A 17,121-nucleotide genomic window follows, 5' to 3' on the forward strand; every position below is an offset into this window, starting at 1 on the left:
TGAAAGACCATGCAGAACAAACATGAAAATTAGCGATATCGACGCTTTTGCAGCGGTCATCCGCTGCCAGACGCTCAGCCAGGCCGCGACCGAGCTCGGGATGACGCAGCCCGCGGTCACGCGGCGCGTCCAGAACCTCGAGGAAGCGCTCGGCGTGACGCTGCTCGATCGCAACACGAAGCCGCCGCGCCCGACCGACATCGGCCGGCAGGTGTTCGAGCAGTGTCGCGCGATCCTGCGCGAAGTCGATGCGCTGCGCGAACTGACGGCCGGCAAGCGGCCGCCCGCCGGCGAATTCCGCGTGGGCCTCACGCAGGGGCTCGGCGAGCTGATGCTGCCCGGCCTGATCGCGCGGCTGGCCGCGCAATGGCCGGCGCTCACCACGCAGGTCACGACCGCCTGGGGCGGCACGCTCGTCGAACGCGTCGCGCGCCGCGAGCTCGATGCGGCGCTGGTGTTTCTGGCCCGCGAGATGGTGCTGCCGCCGCAGGTCGCGGGCGAACGGCTGCTGGCCACGCGGCTCGTCGCGGTCGGCCGCAAGGGCGACTGGCCGCGCCGCGGCTACCGGCTTGCCGACTGCCAGGCGCGCGGCTGGGTGCTCAATCCCGACGGCTGCGGATTTCGCGCGGGCCTGCGCCGGGCGCTCGACGCGCAGGGGCTGCCGATGCCGGTCACGCTCGATACTTACGGCCGCGACCTGCAGTTGCAGAGCGTCGCGAACGGCTTCGGCATCGGGTTGATGCCGCTGCCGCTGCTCGACGGCAGCCCGCTGCGCGACGCCCTCGACATCGTGCCGCTCGCCGATTTCAAGCCGCAGATCGATCTGTGGCTGCTGCACCGGCAGGACGCCGCGCGCTTCGCGGCGCCGCTCGCGGCCCTGGCCGCGCATGCACGCACGGCGTTCGCGCTGCCCGCGGATGCCGCCGCGCAGGACGAGGCCGCTTGACCAGGGCCGACGACGCCTGCACGGCGTCGTCCCGTTTGCGCTGACCGCCACGCCACCGCGCTCACGCATCGTGTCGAGCGGATGCCGGCGCGTTGCGTGACGTCCCGCCCGCGTCCGGCGTCGCGCTTCGCGCCGCCGCCTCGAGCGCCGTGCGTCCGGCGGCGACCGCGATCGCGTCGTCCTGCGGCGTATGCACGCGGCTGCACAGCACGTCGCGATAGTGGCGTTCGAGCGGATTGCTGCGGCTCAGCCCGTGATTGCCCGACAGCTTCAACGCATGCTCGACGGTACGGATCGCCTGTTCCGTCACGGTTCGCTTGACGAGGCCGCTGGTCGTCACCGGCGGTGCATCGCCGGCATCGGTGCGTGCGATGTGCGCATCGAGCAGCACGCGGTTCGTATGCAGCCACCCTTCGATCTCGCCGACGGCCTCCTGCACGCGCGGCAGCGTCGCGAGCGGCGCACCAAGTCCGCTCGGCGCGCGCGTCGTCGCGAACTCGAGCAGCCAGTCGCGCGACGCACGCGCCACCGCATCGTAGAGACTGCCGAGCAGCGCGACCATCCAGGCCTGCTGATCGGCCTGCGCGTCGACGTCCGCATGGCTCGCGGCCGACACGGCCCACGCATCGGGCGCACGCACGTCCACCGCATGATCGGCGGGCAGCCGCACGTCGTCGAACACGACCTCGTGGCTGCCCGATGCGCGCAGGCCCAGGTGATTCCAGCTTTCGATCACGCGGATGCGCGGATCGTCCCCGGCGTGGCGCTCGCGCGGTACGAGGAACACGCCGACGCGCGGCTCGGGCTCGTCGGTGCGCGCCCATACGGCCAGCCAGCGCAGCGCCGGAATGCCGGTGCAGTACAGCTTGTGGCCGGACAGCCGCCAGCTGTCGCCGTCGCGACGCGCAACCGTTTCAGGCAGGCCGCCGCGCGACGGCGACCCGAGCGCCGGCTCGACCCGCAGCGCATTGATCAGCGCGCCTTCGTCGACCGCACTGTCGAACACCGCACGCCTCAGCCGCGCGGGCCAGCGGTTTTCCGAGCGGCCGAGCGCGCGATGCTGCAGATACGTCATCGTCAGCACCAGCGCGGTCGCGGGATCGGCGCGCGCGACCGCGGCCACGATGCGGCTCGCCTGCTCGAGCGTCGCGCCCGCGCCGCCATGCTCGCGCGGCACGACCTGCGCGATCAGCCCGGCGCGATGCAGCCGCGCGAAGTTCTCCTGCGGGAAGCGGCCGTCGACATCGTTGCGGGCGGCGTCGGCCGCGAGTTCGGGCGCGAGACGCTCGAGCAGCGCGGCGACGCGTACATCGTCGGCAGGCAGGTGGCGCAGCGACGACTGTGGCGACTGTGGCGACTGTGGCAGTAGTGGCGATGGCGGCGAGGAAGCGGCAAGGCTGGCGGACATCGGTACGGATTCCCTCGGTGACTGGATAGCGGGTAGCCAATAACGTAACGGCGGTGACGACGAAGATCGATCGGCACGCGGCGCGGCGGCTCGCGAAGCTGGCGCTGCAATCGGCGCCGATCGGGCGGCAACCGAAGCCCCGCACGACACGCGGCCGGCGCCCTTTCGATTCGATCGCGAGCCCACAGCGTATGCGCAGCGCACACGCGCCCAAACCATGCAAATCTGATATTCAAATCCGGATTGATTATTTCCGTTCCGCATGATCCCGGCGGTAATCTGCGCTCCATTCCCCGCCGCGGCCGGCCGTCGCTGGCCGCGCCGGGCCGTCCTTGCATCGGAGACCCAGATGAGCGTCGAATTCATCGGCATGATCCAGAGCCAGAAGCAGTCGGAAATCCATCCGCCCGCCGGCCCCGTCGTCGACCCCGACTACGTGCGCGACTTCGCACGGGCACACGAAACGGCCGGCTTCGACCGGATCCTCGTCCCGCATCACTCGACCGGCTCGTCGGCGACACTGACGATCGCGTTCGCCGCCGCGGCGACCGAGCGCATCCATTTCATGCTCGCGCATCGTCCGGGCTTCACCGCGCCGACGCTCGCCGCGCGGCAGATCGCGACGCTCGACCAGTTCAGCCGCGGCCGGCTCGCCGTGCACTTCATCTCCGGCGGCTCCGACAGCGAACAGCAGCGCGACGGCGATTTCCTCGATCACGACGCGCGCTATGCGCGCACCGACGAATATCTCGGCATCCTGCGACGCATCTGGACCGAAACGCAGCCGTTCGATCACGACGGCGCGCACTACCGCTTCACGCAGGGCTTTTCGGAAGTGAAGCCGTTCCAGCGGCCGCACGTGCCGATCTACTTCGGCGGCGCATCGGAGGCGGCGCTCGAAGTCGCCGGCAAGCACGCGGACGTCTATGCGCTGTGGGGCGAATCGCTCGACCAGGTGCGCGACTTGACGACCCGCGTGCGCGCCGAAGCCGCGAAGCACGGCCGGCAGGTGCGCTTCTCCGTATCGTTTCGGCCGATCCTCGCGGCGACCGAAGACGACGCGTGGGCGCGCGCGCACCGGATCCTCGACGAGACGCGCCGGCTACGCGAAGCGGCCGGCCTCGGCACCGGCGGCCCGCAACAGAGCGAAGGCGCGCGGCGCCTGCTCGCCGCGGCCGAACGCGGCTCGCGGGTCGACAAGCGGCTGTGGACCGAGATCGCGAAGCTCACCGGCGCGCGCTCGAATTCGACCGCGCTGGTCGGCACGCCCGAACAGGTCGCCGACGCGCTGCTCGACTACTACGACCTCGGCGTGACGACGTTCCTGATCCGCGGCTTCGACCCGCTCGACGACGCGGTCGACTACGGCCGCGAACTGATTCCGCGCGTGCGCAGCGCTGTCGCGGCCCGCGACGCGGCGCGCCGCGCCGCCTGACGCAAACGGAGCCGCTTGCCATGTCCGCCGTACTCTCTTCTTCGTCGCCCGCGCGCACCGCGTCGGGCCTCGTTCTCGCCGACACCCCGCGCCAGCATTTCTGGTTCGATCCGCCCGCGCCGCGCGTCGACGTCGCCGCCGAGCGCCGCCACCGGCAGGAGCGGCTCGCGGCCGCGTTCCGGCTATTCGCGCGCTTCGGCTTCGCGTCGGGCCTCGCTGGCCACATCACCGCGCGCGATCCGGAATTGCCCGACCACTTCTGGGTGAATCCGCTCGGCGTGCATTTCTCGCAGATCAAGGTGTCGGACCTGCTGCTCGTCAACGCGCGCGGCGAAACCGCGATCGGCAACCGGCCACTGAACAAGGCCGCGTTCGCGATCCATGCGGCGATTCACGACGCGCATCCGCACCTCGTCGCGGCCGCGCATACGCATTCGACCTACGGCAAGGCGTGGTCGACGCTCGGCCGCCCACTCGACCCGCTGACGCAGGACGCGTGCGTGTTCTACGAGGATCACGCGCTGTTCGACGACTTCACGGGCATGGTCGTCGACACGAGCGAAGGCGCGCGGATCGCGGCCGCGCTCGCGAAACCCGACCGCGGCACGCACAAGGGCGTGATCCTGAAGAACCACGGAATCCTGACGGCTGGCCCGACGGTCGAGGCCGCCGCGTGGTGGTACATCGCGCTCGACAATGCCGCGCACACGCAGTTGCTGGCCGAAGCGGCCGGCACGCCGCAACCGATCGATCACGCGACCGCGCGGCACACGCACGGCCAGATCGGCGGCCCCGACGGCGCATTGCATGCGTTCGACAGCCTGTTCGCGCGCGTCGTCGCCGACGAACCCGACCTGCTCGACTGAGCGCCTGCCGCACGACCGGAACCCAAAACCACACCATGACCGATACCACCGCACCCGCGCCGACCGGCGCTCACGACGACAAGCGCCGCCGGCTGCTGCGCGCGGCCGGCGCCGCCGCGCTCGCCGCACCGGCGATCACGCTGGGCCGCAAGGCCTGGTCCGCGCCGCCGCTGAAGAAGCTCACGTTCGCGTGGAACCAGAACGCGTTCTGCCTGACGCCGATCGTCGTCGCGCAGGAGCACGGCTTCTTCGAGAAGAACGGGCTGAAGGTCGAGCTGATCAACTACAGCGGGTCGACCGACCAGCTGCTCGAATCGATCGCGACCGGCAAGGCCGACGCGGCGGTCGGGATGATCCACCGCTGGCTGAAGCCGCTCGAAGCGGGCTTCGACGTGAAGATCATCGGCAGCTCGCACGGCGGCTGCGTGCGGCTGCTCGGCGCGAAGACAGCCGGCGTCACGACACTGCAGGCGCTGAAGGGCAAGACGGTCGGCGTCAGCGATCTCGCCGCGCCCGGCAAGCACTTCTTCTCGATCCTGCTCGCGAAGAACGGTATCGATCCCGAGCGCGACATCACGTGGCGGCAGTATCCGGCCGACCTGCTCGGCGTCGCGGTCGACAAGGGCGAGATCCAGGCGATCGCCGACGGCGACCCAAATCTCTACCTGCTCGAGAAACGCAGCAACGGCGCGTATGCGGAACTCGCAACGAACCTGTCCGGCGAATACGCGCGCAAGGTGTGCTGCGTGATCGGCGCGCGCGGCGATCTCGTACGCAACGACCGGCCGGCGGCCGCCGCGCTCGCGCGCTCGATCGTGCAGGCCACCGAGTACACGCACGACAACCCGAACGAAGCCGCGAAGGCGTTCGCGAAGTATTCGCCGAAGATCAATCCCGACGACCTGCGCAAGCTGTACGCGACGCTGACCTACACGCACCACCCGACCAACGTCGATTTGCAGCAGGAAATCGCGTTCTATGCGGACGATTTCCGCCGCATCAACGTGCTGAAGAAGAGCACCGACCCGCAGCGCTTCGCGCAGCAGGTCTATGCGAACGTGCTGGGGTGACGCGATGTCGACGATCGAACACACGTCCCCTGCCCGCACCGCGTCGGCCCCCGCCGCCGCCACGGCTGCCGCTACGTCCCGTGTCGCGTGCACGGCCTGCGACGCGACGCTCGCGGCCGAAGCCCGCCGTGCGCGCATCTGGCCGGCCGGCGTCGTCGCGGCGGTCGCATGGGCCGTGCTCGGCGCGATCACGCAGCTGTGGCCGAACCGCGTCGTCGGCTTCACCGACTGGGCGTACACCGACACGTTCGGCACCGCCGCGTGGACGATCGCCGCGCTGCTGCTGATCGCGGCGACGCTCGGCCATCGCGTGCCGGCCACGCGCGCACGGCTCGCCCGCGTGCGCCCGGCCGGGCCGTGGCTCGTCGCGCTGCCGCTCGTGCTCGCCGCGTGGGAAATCGTCACCGCGAAGACCGGCTGGCTGCCCACGCCGTTCTTCGCGCCGCCGCAAGCGCTGATCGAGGTCTACGTCGACGACTGGCCGCGCCTCGCCGGCAGCGCCGGCAATACGCTGAAGCTGCTCGCGCTCGGGTTTGCCTACGGCGTCGCGGTCGGGTTCGCGGTGGGCGTGTCGATCGGCTGGTCGCGCCGCATCGGCTACTGGGTGCATCCGGTGCTGCGCGTGCTCGGCCCGGTGCCGGCCACCGCGCTGCTGCCGCTCACGTTCTACTTCTTTCCGACGAGCTATTCGGCCGCCGCGTTCCTGATCGCGCTGTCGACCGGCTTCCCGGTCGCGGTGCTGACGTGGTCCGGCGTCGCGAGCGTGAACCGGCAGTACTACGACGTCGCGCGCACGCTTGGCGCGAACGCGCGCTTCCTGGTGTTGCGCGTCGCGATTCCGGCCGCGCTGCCGCACGTGTTCGTCGGCATCTTCATGGGGCTGAGCGCGTCGTTCACGGTGCTCGTCGTCGCCGAGATGATGGGCGTCAAGTCGGGGCTCGGCTGGTACCTGAGCTGGGCGCAGGGCTGGGCATCGTACGTGAACATGTATGCGGCGCTGATCGTGATGGCGCTGCTGTTTTCCGGGCTGATCGCGCTGCTGTTCGCGGTGCGCGACCGTGTGCTCGCGTGGCAGAAAGGAACCGTCAAATGGTAAGCGCCGCCGTTCTCGAACCCTCCGTTGTCTCGGCGCCTCGCGGCGCGCGCATCGACATCCGCCGCGTGAGCCATGCATTCGACGGCCCCGGCGGCCCGCTGCCGGTGCTCGACGACGTCACGCTGTCGGTCGCGGCCGGTGAATTCGTCGCGCTGCTCGGCCCGAGCGGCTGCGGGAAATCGACGCTGCTGCGGCTCGTCGCGGGCCTGGACGCCGCGCGGCAAGGCACGATCGCGCAGGACGGCGCGCCGATCGAACGGCCCGATCCGTCGCGCATCGTCGTGTTCCAGGATCCGACGCTCTACCCGTGGCGGCGGGTGCGCGCGAACGTCGTGCTCGGTCTCGAAGCACGCGGCGTGGCGCGCACCGCGCAGCATCGCGTCGACGATGCGCTCGCGCGCGTCGGGCTGCAGGAATTCTCGAACGTGTTTCCGCATCAGCTGTCGGGAGGAATGGCGCAGCGCGTCGCGCTCGCCCGCGCGCTCGTCAACGATCCGCGCCTCCTGATCCTCGACGAGCCGCTCGGCAAGCTCGACTCGCTGACGCGCCTGACGATGCAGGCAGAGCTGACCGCGCTGTGGCAACGCGACGGGTTCTCCGCGCTGCTCGTCACGCACGATGTCGAGGAAGCGCTGTTTCTCGCGCAGCGCGTGATCGTGTTCGGGCCGCGTCCCGCACGCATCGTCGCGGAACTGCGCGTCGACCTGCCCTATCCGCGCCATCGCGGCGACCCGCGTCTCGCCGAGCTGCGTCATGAAGCGCTGCGGCATCTCGGCCTCGATGCGAGCTGGTAGATGCGCGGTGCCGTTCGCAGGACTGACGGTGCGCGGCAAAGGGCGCGCCGATGAATGCGCCGCCGTTTTCCGACTGGGCGCTGCTGTTCCTGCAGCTGCTGTATCGCGCGCAGGTCGCGTTCGTGCGCGTGCTGCATGCGGCCGGCCTGACCGGCGATGCCGACGGACAGGCAGCGTGGCCTTGGGCGCAGCGGATCGCGCTCGAAACACTGCGCATCGACGCGGCGCTCACGCGCCAGCTCGCGTTCGCGGGTGCGGCGACCGCGCTCGCCGTGGCGCTGGGCTGTGTCGCGATCGCGTTGCGCAAATGGCGTGCGGCATCGGCATTCGCCGCGCTGGCCGTTGCATGGTTCGCACCGTGGCCGCCGGCATCGCTGTGGCTCGCGCCGGCGGTGCCCACCAGTTTCCAGCGCAATCCCGCGCCGTTATCCGTCGCGAACGTGATGCGCGGCCAGCACCTGTACACGCAGCATTGCGCGGCCTGCCACGGCGCGGACGGCCGCGGCGAAGGGCCGCTCGCGGCGACGCTCGCGCACTGGCCGCCGACCTTCGCGGGCGCGCTGCTCGCGCGCCGGCTCGACGGCGAACTGTACTGGCGCGTGCGGCACGGTACGCACGACGCACGCGGCGCGGTGTCGATGCCGGGCTTTGCCGCGACGCTCGGCCCGGCCGACACGTGGGCCGTGCTCGATTACCTGAAAGCGCTGTCGGCCGGCAGCGGCGCGCAGGCGGAAGGTGCGTGGCCCGTGCCCGTCCCGCTGCCGGCGCTCGACGTTCGCTGCGGCGGCGCCGCGCCGCAACCGCTCGCGCGCTGGCGCGAAGGTCAGCGCGTGCGCGTCGTCGCGCTCGCGCCGGCCGGCATGCCGCCGCAGGAAGACCCGCGCTGGCAGACGCTGCTCGTCACCGCCGCCGGCACGCCCGCACCACCGGCCACCGGCATGCGCGCGAACTGTGTCGCATCGACGCCCGATGCGTGGCAGGCGTTCGCGACGATCGCGGGCGTGCCGCCCGACGCGTTCGGCGGCACGCAACTGCTCGCCGACCGGCGCGGCTGGCTGCGTGCGCGCGCATTGCCGGGCAGCACCGGCTGGTCGGCATCCGACCTGCTGTGCCGCTCGGATGGCCCCGCACGCGCGCCGGCAGCCGCCGCGAACGTCGATCCGTTGACCGCACTGCTGTTGCGCGTCGATGCCGAACCCGTGCGCGACGTGCAAGCAGGGCTCCCGCACTGAATCCCTGAACCGTTTCCCCGCTCGACAGAACTTCACGTTGACGTCCTCACCCGCCTAAAGGCAGGTGATTCCCACACCTGGCGATGCACGTCCGCATCGGAGAATGTTCAGCGCAGCGTTGGTATCTCGATCATGCACGACACCACATCCACTGCAGGCCCACTCTCTTATTCGCAGTCCCGCGATACCTTTCGGCCGCGTCGTGCTGTCTTTCGATCCGCACGACGAACAGGACTGGGTAGAACCGCTTTCGTCCACTTCCTCGAACGTGGCCCCGTGCGCGATCGCCTTGTAACGGAGCTTGTTTCGGAAGGACGACCAGGACGCGTCGTAGACGCTCTTCGCCATCCTGGTTCTGGCAAGTTTGACGGCAGATACATTGCCAACCGCGATGTAATCGAAACGCCGTACCAGATCGAGCGCGAGCTTATGCTGGAAATCGGCACGGGCATTCGCGACCTTGGCGTGCAACTTCGCGATATGCCGCTTGTGCTTTCGCGCCCGTTGAGCTTTCGCAAGCTTCTCGGCCGCGCATCGACCGAACCGATCATTGGGCAGCTTCTCGCCGGTCGAAAGTGTGGCGAAGTCTTTCAGGCCGAGATCGATGCCAACACCGGAACGGACCGGGCGGGCCTGAACATCCGGCATCTCAATCGCGATGTTGAGAAACCAGTTGCCGCGCGCATCCTGTGCAAAATTGGTCCCGTCCTTGATCTTGCCTTCGGGAAGCGGTCGGCTGTTGAACACGCGGAAGGTGTTGCCGGCGAAACGGAACGCGTCACCCTCGCGCTTCAGGTCACGCCCCTTCAGCGGCACCCAGCCCAGCGATTTCCTGCCGCGATAGCGCAGGTAGGGACGTCGGTGCTGGCTGCGCGACTTCGCATATTGCTCGCACGTCGCGTTGATCGTGCCGGAGTGGATGCCGAGCGCCTTGCTGCTCCCCGTCGTCAGCACGTTCAGATCGAATCCCGTCGGCCACTTCTTGCTCCACTTGAGCGCGTGCTTCTACGTGTCATTGCAGAAGTTCCAGACGTAGTTCACCGCACGGCTCTGCTTGTTGAGCAGTCCGTTGAGCGACTTCACGCGGTAGCGGTAGACAAGGATCATGCCGGTGATCCTAACCCGTGGAAGAAGCTGCCTGTCAACAGCAATCCTTTCCTTCCCGCCATCCGCCCCGAAGGAAGTCCCCTTGGGGGAAATGGCGGGGTTTCTCGGAGCAAATTCTGATGAACCCGACCCGACGTCACTTTCTCGCGCAAGCAAGCGCTCTCGCCACCACCCTCACCGTCGCGCCGGCCGCGCTCCATGCGCAATCGGGCGCGCGGCCGCTGCTGCGGGCCGGCGACCAGAAAGGCGGGCTGCGCGCGCTGCTCGAAGCGGCCGGCGAACTGAACGGCCTCGCGTACGACATCGCGTGGACCGAATTCCCGGCCGCCGCACCGCTGGCCGAAGCGCTGAACGCGGGAGCCGTCGACTGCGGGCCGATCGGCGACGCGCCGGTGATCTTCGCGCTTGCGTCGGGCGCCCGCATCAAGGTGATCGCCCGCGAACCGCTCCGACCCGTACGGCACCGCGGTGCTCGTGCGGCCCGACGCCACGCTGAAAGCCGCCGCCGACCTGAAAGGCAAGCGCATCGGCACCACGCGCGGCTCGATCGGCCATTTCGTCACGCTGAAGGCGCTCGACGCGGCCGGCTTGCCGCCGGACGCCGTATCGTTCCGCTTCCTGCCGCCCGCCGACACGATGCTTGCGCTCGCAACCGGATCGATCGATGCGTGGGCGACCTGGGAACCCTATACGGCGCTCGCCGAAACGAGCGGCCGCGCGCGCGTGCTCGTCGACGGCAGGGGCCTGTGGTCGGGCCTCAGCTACGTCGCCGCGACCGAGGCTGCGATCGCGTCGAAGCGCGACGTGCTGCGCGACTTCCTGCAACGTGTCGTGCGCGCGCAGATCTGGTCGTACCGGCACGTCGACGCGTATTCCGCGGCGCTCGCGCGCATCATCGGCATCCCGCCGGCGGCCGCGAAGCTGCAGTTCGAGCGCCGCAACACGCACTGGCAGCCGATCGACGCGACGGTGATCGCCGCCCAGCAGCGCACGGCCGACTTCTACCTGAAGGCCGGGCTGCTGCGCCAGCCGCTCGACGTGCGCACGACCTTCGACCTCGGCTTTGCGCTCGCGTAACCGGCAGCGCGGCGGCGTACACAACCGCCCGAACGGTTTTCGCACGATCTGGCACAATCGCGGTTCGATCATCCCGCCTTCGCCAGCCAGCGTCATGCCAGCCATCTCCGAACTCTTCGTCTACCCGATCAAGTCCTGCGCCGGCATCGCGCTGCCGCGCGCGCAACTGCTCGAAACGGGCCTCGCCTACGATCGCCACTGGCTGATCACCACCCCCGACGGGATGATGATCACGCAGCGCACGCACCCGCGCCTCGCGCTGATCCGCACCGCGCTCGACAACGATGCGCTCGTGCTGAACGCGCCGGGCATGCCGGAGATCCGCACGCCGCTCGACGGCGAAGCGACGCCCGCCACGCCGAAGATGGCCGCGACCGTCTGGCGCGACACCGTCGACGCGATCGACACGGGCGATGAAACGGCCGCGTGGCTCACCGAATTCCTCGGCGTGCCGTTGAAGCTCGCGCGCTTCGGCGCGGATGCACGCCGCGGCTGCAACCGCAAATGGACCGGCGACATCGATACGCACACGCAGTTCGCCGACGGCTATCCGCTGCTCGTGATCGGCCAGTCGTCGCTCGACGACCTGAATGCGAAGCTCGTCGCGAAAGGCGTGCCCGCGATCCCGATGAACCGCTTCCGCCCCAACATCGTCGTGTCGGATCTCGACGCGTATGAAGAAGATTTCCTCGAGCATCTCGACGCCGACGGCGAGACGCCCGTGCGGCTGCGGCTCGTGAAACTGTGCACGCGCTGCCCGGTGCCGACGATCGACCAGGTGACCGGGGCGCCGAACCCCGACTGGCCGCACGAGCCGACCGACACGATGCAGACCTATCGCGCGAACCCGAACTACGACAACGCGCTGACATTCGGCATCAACGCGATCGTCGTCGAAGGCGCGGGCGCGTGGCTCGAGGTCGGGCAATCGGTCGAAGCGGAAATCGGGTTCGGCGACTGAGCGACCCGCCATGACGACTGCCGGACATGCGTGCACACGCTCCGGCAGATCAAGCCTTTGGCTCCCCATCAACAATATTATTGAACGATCGTTCCTGATCTGATATAGTCCGCTCATGGCAAGACCAAGGGAATTCGACACGGACGCAGCGCTTGACGGCGCGATCGCCGTTTTCAGCGAGCATGGGTTCGAGGGCAGCTCGGCCCAGATGCTCGTCAGCGCGATGGGCATCGGACGACAGAGCCTCTACGCGGCGTTCGGCGACAAATGGCAGCTTTATCTGTCGGCCGTGCGCCGCTACGGGATGGGCGAATGCGCTGCGCACTTCGACGCGCTGCGCAGCGGCGCACGCGCGATCGACGGGATCGACGCGCTGCTTCGCCGCGTGGTCGAGACGGCCGCCCAGCCCTGTCTTGGCACGATTTCGGTCTACGAATTCGGCGCGTCCCGCCCCGAGCTCGCGGAGATCCATGCGGTGCTGGCCCACAGCTTGATCGCCGCGATCGCAGCCCGGGTCCGCGATGCGCAGCGCGAAGGCGACGTGGCCGCCGGCCTCGTCCCCGAAGCGGCCGCCCAGTTCCTGATCGCGAACATCACCGGCATACGCGTCGCTGGTCGCGGCGGCGCCGACCACGCGAGCCTGACCGCGTTGGCCGACATGACGCTGCGGGCGCTGCGGTAGATTTTTTTTGGCAAATTAATGAACGATCATTCAATAACGAGGTAAATCATGAAAGCCATTGTGATGAACGGCACCGGCGGCCGCGACATGCTGGAGCAGGTCGAGCGGCCCGCCCCGGTGGCGCGTACGGGCGAGGCGCTGGTCGAGATCGCGTTCGCGGGCGTCAACTTCATGGACATCGGCGTGCGACAGGGCATGGCGTGGACCGGATGGCCCAACCCGAAGATTCTTGGCGTCGAAGGCGCGGGTCGGGTCCTGGCGGTCGGCGACGACGTCGAGGGCATCGAACCCGGCCAGCGCGTCGCGTGGGTCTACGCGCCCGGCAGCTATGCGGAGCAGATCGCGATCCCCGCCACGTCGCTGGTGCCGGTTCCGGACACGATCGACGATCGCACGGCCGCCGCCGTGATGATGCAGGGTCTCACCGCCAGCCATTTCGCGACCGACTTCTATCCCGTGCAGCCGGGCGACGTCGCTTTCGTCCACGCGGCTGCCGGCGGCCTGGGCCTGCTGTTGACGCAGATCATCAAGCTGCGAGGCGGCCGGGTAATCGGTCGCGTTTCGTCCGAAGACAAGGTCGCCGCGGCCACGGAAGCGGGCGCGGATCATGTGATCGTCGATACCGGGGGCCGGTTCGCCGCGAAGGCACTGCGCCTGACCAAGGGCGAAGGCGTGCACGTCGTCTACGACGGCTCCGGGCCGAAGACCTTTCAGGGATCGCTCGACGTGCTGCGCCGCTCGGGAACCTTCTGCTGGTACGGTCCGGTGCTCGGCGGGCCGGGGCCGATCGACCTCATGAGCCTGCCGAGGAGCGTCAAGATCGGCTATGCGACCTTCTTCGATCATATCGACACGCCCGAACTGCTTCGCGCGCATTCGGCGCAGCTGTTCGACTGGATCGCGGAAGGCCGGCTCAAGATCCGGATCGGCGGCGAATACCCGCTGGCGGACGCGGCACAAGCGCATGCCGACATGGAAAGCCGCAAGTCCATCGGCAAGCTGCTGCTGAAGCCGTGAGTGCCGGGGCGCCCGGTCGGCAGGCCGCGCCGTCCCACACGCGGCTTGAAACCGTCCCTAGCGACGGCTCGCCGCCGGCAGCCGCACCGTGACCACCAACCCGCCGCCGTGCGCATCGGCCAGCGTCACGCTGCCCTGATGCACGCGCGCGATCTCCCGCACGATCGACAACCCGAGCCCCGTGCCTTCGACCGTCTGCGTCTTGCTGCCGCGATGGAAGCGTTCGAACACCGCGTCGCGCTCGCTGGCCGGAATGCCCGGCCCGTTGTCGATCACGTCGAGCCGCGCATGCTCGCCGTCGCGCGACACGCGCACCGTGATCACCGCGCGGTCGCCCGAGTAGCGGATCGCGTTGTCGATCAGGTTGCCGATCATTTCGCCGAGCAGGTCCGGCTGGCCGAGCACGTCGACATCGGCCTCGTGCTCGAAACCGAGGTCGATGTCGCGCGAGCGCGCGACGGGCGACCAGTCGAGCGTCACGCTGCGCGCGAGCCGGTGCAGCGCGACCGGCTGGTACGCGACCGCCTGGCCGCTGTCCGAATCGAGCCGCGACAGCGACAGCAGTTGCTGGACGATTTTCGCGGCCTGCCGCACCGCGCCGTTCACGCGTCGCAGATGCACGTTCACGCGCGGCTGCTCGGCCGGCCGCAGCGCCAGCTCGACGCCCGCCTGCACGGCCGCGAGCGGCGTCTTCAGCTGATGGGCCGCATCGGCGAAGAAGCGCCGCCGCGCGACCTGCATCCGCTGCGTGCGGCCGATGTACTGGTTGATCGACTCGACGAGCGGCGCGAGCTCGCTCGGCATGCCGCCGGTGTCGAGTGGTGTCGGATCGCCGTCGCTGCGTGCGGCGACCGTCGCCGACAGCCGGTTCAGCGGCCGCAGCCCGCGCCCGACGCCGAGCCACACGATCCCGAGCGCGAGCACGACGAGCAACCCTTCCTGCAGCAGCGAGCCCACCAGGATCTCGCGCGCGAGCGCCTGGCGCGCCTCGATCGTCTCGCCGACCATCACCCAGACGATGCGCGTCTGCGCGGTCGGCACGTCGTGCACCGGCACGCGCAGCGCGGCCATGCGCAACTGGTCGCCGCGATACATGACGTCGTAGTAGCGCGTGACGAACAGCGCGCCGTCGCCCTGCGGCAGCGGCAGGTCCGGATAGCCGGTGATCGTGTGGCCGTTGTCCGCGCGAATCAGGTAGTAGATCTTGCCGCCGTCGCCCGACTCGAACATCTCGAGCGCGAGATACGGCAGGTCGACCTCGATTTCGCCTTCGTTCAGACGCACACCTTCGCGGATCAACTTGAGCGACGACGACAGCGTGCGATCGAACGCGACGTGAGCGGCGCTCATCGCGCGCTGGTACGTGAGCCACGAGTCGAGCGCGAGCAGCCCGAGCAGCGGCAGCAGCAGCCACAGCGCGACCTGCGTGCGCAGGTTCGGGCGGATCATTCCACGGCCTTCGCTTCGAGCAAGTAACCGAGCCCGCGCAGCGTGACGATCGCCACGCCGGTGTTCTCCAGCTTCTTGCGCAGCCGGTACACGTAGATCTCGATCGCATCCGCGTTCACCGACTCGTCGAGCCCGAAGATCTTCTCCGACAGCGTCTCCTTGTTGATCGCGCGGCCGTTGCGCAGGATCAGCACTTCCAGCACCGAGCGCTCGCGCGGCGTGAGCGACAGCGGTTCGCCGCCGAGGTGGAAGCTGCGGTCGATACTGTCATACGAAAGCGGCCCGCATTCGACCCGCGAATGCTCGTGGCCGAGGCTGCGCCGGATCAGCGCGCGGGCGCGCGCTTCCAGCTCGGTCAGCTCGAACGGTTTCGCCAGATAGTCGTCGGCCCCGAGATCGAGCCCCTTCACGCGGTCCTCGACCGAGCCGTGCGCGGTGAGGATCAGCACGGGCACCGGGTTGCGGCGCGCGCGCAGCCGCCGCAGCACCTCGAGCCCGTCGAGCTTCGGCAGGCCGAGATCGAGGATCACCAGCGCGTAGTCCTGCGTGCGCAGCACGTGATCCGCCGCCTCCCCGTCCGCCATGTGATCGACCGCGAAGCGCGCGGCGCTCAGCGCGTCGTTCAGCGACTGGGCCAGGTTCGGGTTGTCTTCGACGAGCAGCACACGCATGGGGACCTCGGGAAATCCATGACACAAAGGACGCTATTGTGAACCGAAATGAAAGCGGGCTGAAAGTGCGTCGCAATTAACATCCGCGTCACTCGAACAACACACACGCACAACTGGAGGAAGACATGCCGTTTGCACCGAAACAGCTCGCCGCCGCGCTGGCGATCGTCCTGGGCACCGCCGCCGGCGCTGCCGTCGCGCAGGTTCCGGCCGGATATCCGGGTAACTACCAGGGTGTCGTCGACGCCGCGAAGAAGGAAGGAAAACTGATCGTCTACTCGACGACCGACACGGGCCTCGTGCGCCCGCTGATCAAGGACTTCGAAAGCCTGTACGGGGTGAAGGTCGAGTACAACGACATGAACAGCACCGAGCTGTACAACCGCTACATCAGCGAGAACGCGGCCAGCAGCACCAGCGCCGACGTGCTGTGGAGCTCCGCGATGGACCTGCAGGTCAAGCTCGTCAACGACGGCCTGATGGCGTCGTACGATTCGCCTGAAAGCCCGAACGTGCCGCAATGGGCGCAATACCAGAAGCAGGCGTACGGCACGACCTTCGAGCCGCTCGCGATCGTCTACAACAAGCGCCTGATCCCCGAGAACGAGGTGCCGAAGACGCGCGCCGACCTGATCAAGCTGCTCACCACGCAAGCCGACAAGTTCAAGGGCAAGGTCACGACCTACGACATCGAGAAGTCGGGAGTCGGCTTCAACTACCTGACGCAGGACGCGCACGTGAACGAGAAGGTCACGTGGGAACTCGTGAAGGCGATCGGCGCGACCGGCCCGAAACTGCAGTCGAGCACCGGCGCGATGATGGAGCGGATTTCGTCGGGCGAGAACCTGATCGGCTACAACATCATCGGCTCGTATGCGTACTCGAAGGCGAAGAAGGACAAGTCGATCGGCTACGTGTTTCCGAAGGACTACACACAGGTCGTGAGCCGCCTCGCCACGATCTCGAAGAAGGCGAAGAACCCGAACGCCGCGAAGCTGTGGGTCGACTACCTGCTGTCCAAGCGCGGCCAGACGGTGATCGCGAACCAGGTGGACCTGTACGCGATCCGCACGGACGTGAGCGGCGAAACGTCGGCCGCGAGCCTCACGAAGGAACTCGGCGATTCGCTGAAGCCGATCCCGATCGGCACCGGCCTGCTCGTCTACCTCGACCAGTCGAAGCGGCTCGCGTTCCTGAAGCAATGGCAGCAGGCGATCAAGCGCTGATCCGCTGACCTCGGGCCGCTCGCCGCGCCGCGCGCGGGCGGCCCCTTCCCCTTACCGACTTCCTAGAGGCGGCCATCCGGATGG

The 17,121-nt window shown here is 68.8% G+C and carries 15 protein-coding genes and 2 pseudogenes; 13 read left to right on the forward strand and 4 right to left on the reverse strand.

Features of this window, described 5'->3' with window-relative positions; genetic code table 11:
* Positions 1-22: 22 nt before the first annotated feature.
* Positions 23-946 (forward strand): LysR family transcriptional regulator, encoded by a 924-nt coding sequence (locus FFI87_RS23985; protein ID WP_138848781.1) that lies wholly within the window; start codon positions 23-25, stop codon positions 944-946.
* 61 nt (positions 947-1,007) lie between these two features.
* Here the strand turns inward: FFI87_RS23985 and FFI87_RS23990 are convergent, their stop codons facing one another.
* Entirely contained in the window at positions 1,008-2,354 is a 1,347-nt protein-coding gene (locus tag FFI87_RS23990; RefSeq protein WP_138848780.1) for an acyl-CoA dehydrogenase family protein, read from the reverse strand.
* Positions 2,355-2,407: 53 nt separating this feature from the next.
* Between FFI87_RS23990 and FFI87_RS23995 the strand changes: the two genes are divergently transcribed.
* From FFI87_RS23995 to FFI87_RS24025, 7 genes are all read left to right on the forward strand, one after another.
* Positions 2,408-2,620 carry a hypothetical protein gene (locus tag FFI87_RS23995; RefSeq protein ID WP_138848779.1) on the forward strand — a complete coding sequence of 71 codons (213 nt, stop codon included), beginning with the start codon at positions 2,408-2,410 and terminating at the stop codon, positions 2,618-2,620.
* An 83-nt stretch (positions 2,621-2,703) separates the two neighbouring features.
* Complete coding sequence (locus FFI87_RS24000) at positions 2,704-3,789, forward strand: LLM class flavin-dependent oxidoreductase (RefSeq protein WP_138848778.1); 1,086 nt, start codon at positions 2,704-2,706, stop codon at positions 3,787-3,789.
* A gap of 20 nt (positions 3,790-3,809) precedes the next feature.
* Entirely contained in the window at positions 3,810-4,655 is an 846-nt protein-coding gene (locus tag FFI87_RS24005) for a class II aldolase/adducin family protein (protein ID WP_012365954.1), read from the forward strand.
* A gap of 35 nt (positions 4,656-4,690) precedes the next feature.
* The gene (locus tag FFI87_RS24010) at positions 4,691-5,725 is read left to right on the forward strand and encodes an ABC transporter substrate-binding protein (RefSeq protein ID WP_138848777.1); all 1,035 of its coding nucleotides are present in this window, start codon (positions 4,691-4,693) and stop codon (positions 5,723-5,725) included.
* 4 nt (positions 5,726-5,729) lie between these two features.
* Positions 5,730-6,821 carry an ABC transporter permease gene (locus FFI87_RS24015; protein ID WP_138848776.1) on the forward strand — a complete coding sequence of 364 codons (1,092 nt, stop codon included), beginning with the start codon at positions 5,730-5,732 and terminating at the stop codon, positions 6,819-6,821.
* Positions 6,815-7,615, forward strand: a complete 801-nt coding sequence (locus FFI87_RS24020) for an ABC transporter ATP-binding protein (protein WP_138848775.1) — start codon at positions 6,815-6,817, stop codon at positions 7,613-7,615. The genes FFI87_RS24015 and FFI87_RS24020 overlap by 7 nt, the downstream gene beginning before the upstream one ends.
* 50 nt (positions 7,616-7,665) lie before the next feature.
* Complete coding sequence (locus tag FFI87_RS24025; RefSeq protein WP_138848774.1) at positions 7,666-8,847, forward strand: c-type cytochrome; 1,182 nt, start codon at positions 7,666-7,668, stop codon at positions 8,845-8,847.
* Between the two features lie 54 nt (positions 8,848-8,901).
* Here FFI87_RS24025 and FFI87_RS24030 read toward each other — a convergent pair.
* Positions 8,902-9,954: pseudogene (locus FFI87_RS24030) on the reverse strand (RNA-guided endonuclease InsQ/TnpB family protein).
* 119 nt (positions 9,955-10,073) lie between these two features.
* Between FFI87_RS24030 and FFI87_RS24035 the strand changes: the two are divergent.
* The 4 genes and pseudogenes from FFI87_RS24035 to FFI87_RS24050 all read left to right on the forward strand — a co-directional run bounded on the left by FFI87_RS24035 (position 10,074) and on the right by FFI87_RS24050 (position 13,691).
* A pseudogene (locus FFI87_RS24035) lies at positions 10,074-11,031 on the forward strand (ABC transporter substrate-binding protein).
* Between the two features lie 94 nt (positions 11,032-11,125).
* On the forward strand, positions 11,126-11,992 hold the full coding sequence (locus FFI87_RS24040) for an MOSC domain-containing protein (protein ID WP_138848773.1): 867 nt from the start codon (positions 11,126-11,128) through the stop codon (positions 11,990-11,992).
* A 115-nt stretch (positions 11,993-12,107) separates the two neighbouring features.
* Positions 12,108-12,674, forward strand: a complete 567-nt coding sequence (locus FFI87_RS24045) for a TetR/AcrR family transcriptional regulator (RefSeq protein ID WP_138848772.1) — start codon at positions 12,108-12,110, stop codon at positions 12,672-12,674.
* Positions 12,675-12,737: 63 nt separating this feature from the next.
* The gene (locus tag FFI87_RS24050) at positions 12,738-13,691 is read left to right on the forward strand and encodes a quinone oxidoreductase family protein (RefSeq protein WP_249177094.1); all 954 of its coding nucleotides are present in this window, start codon (positions 12,738-12,740) and stop codon (positions 13,689-13,691) included.
* A gap of 57 nt (positions 13,692-13,748) precedes the next feature.
* On the opposite strand, the gene FFI87_RS24055 is transcribed toward FFI87_RS24050, so the two are convergent.
* Entirely contained in the window at positions 13,749-15,140 is a 1,392-nt protein-coding gene (locus tag FFI87_RS24055) for a sensor histidine kinase (RefSeq protein WP_012365945.1), read from the reverse strand.
* Positions 15,137-15,811, reverse strand: coding sequence for a response regulator (locus FFI87_RS24060; RefSeq protein ID WP_012365944.1), 675 nt, complete (start codon positions 15,809-15,811; stop codon positions 15,137-15,139). Before FFI87_RS24060 ends, FFI87_RS24055 begins: the two co-directional genes overlap by 4 nt.
* Before the next feature lie 125 nt (positions 15,812-15,936).
* Between FFI87_RS24060 and FFI87_RS24065 the strand changes: the two genes are divergently transcribed.
* Positions 15,937-17,037 carry an ABC transporter substrate-binding protein gene (locus FFI87_RS24065; protein ID WP_012365943.1) on the forward strand — a complete coding sequence of 367 codons (1,101 nt, stop codon included), beginning with the start codon at positions 15,937-15,939 and terminating at the stop codon, positions 17,035-17,037.
* Positions 17,038-17,121: the final 84 nt, after the last annotated feature.

Origin of the sequence: Burkholderia sp. KBS0801 (assembly GCF_005937855.2) — a bacterium.
In the GTDB taxonomy this organism is placed as follows: domain Bacteria; phylum Pseudomonadota; class Gammaproteobacteria; order Burkholderiales; family Burkholderiaceae; genus Burkholderia; species Burkholderia ambifaria.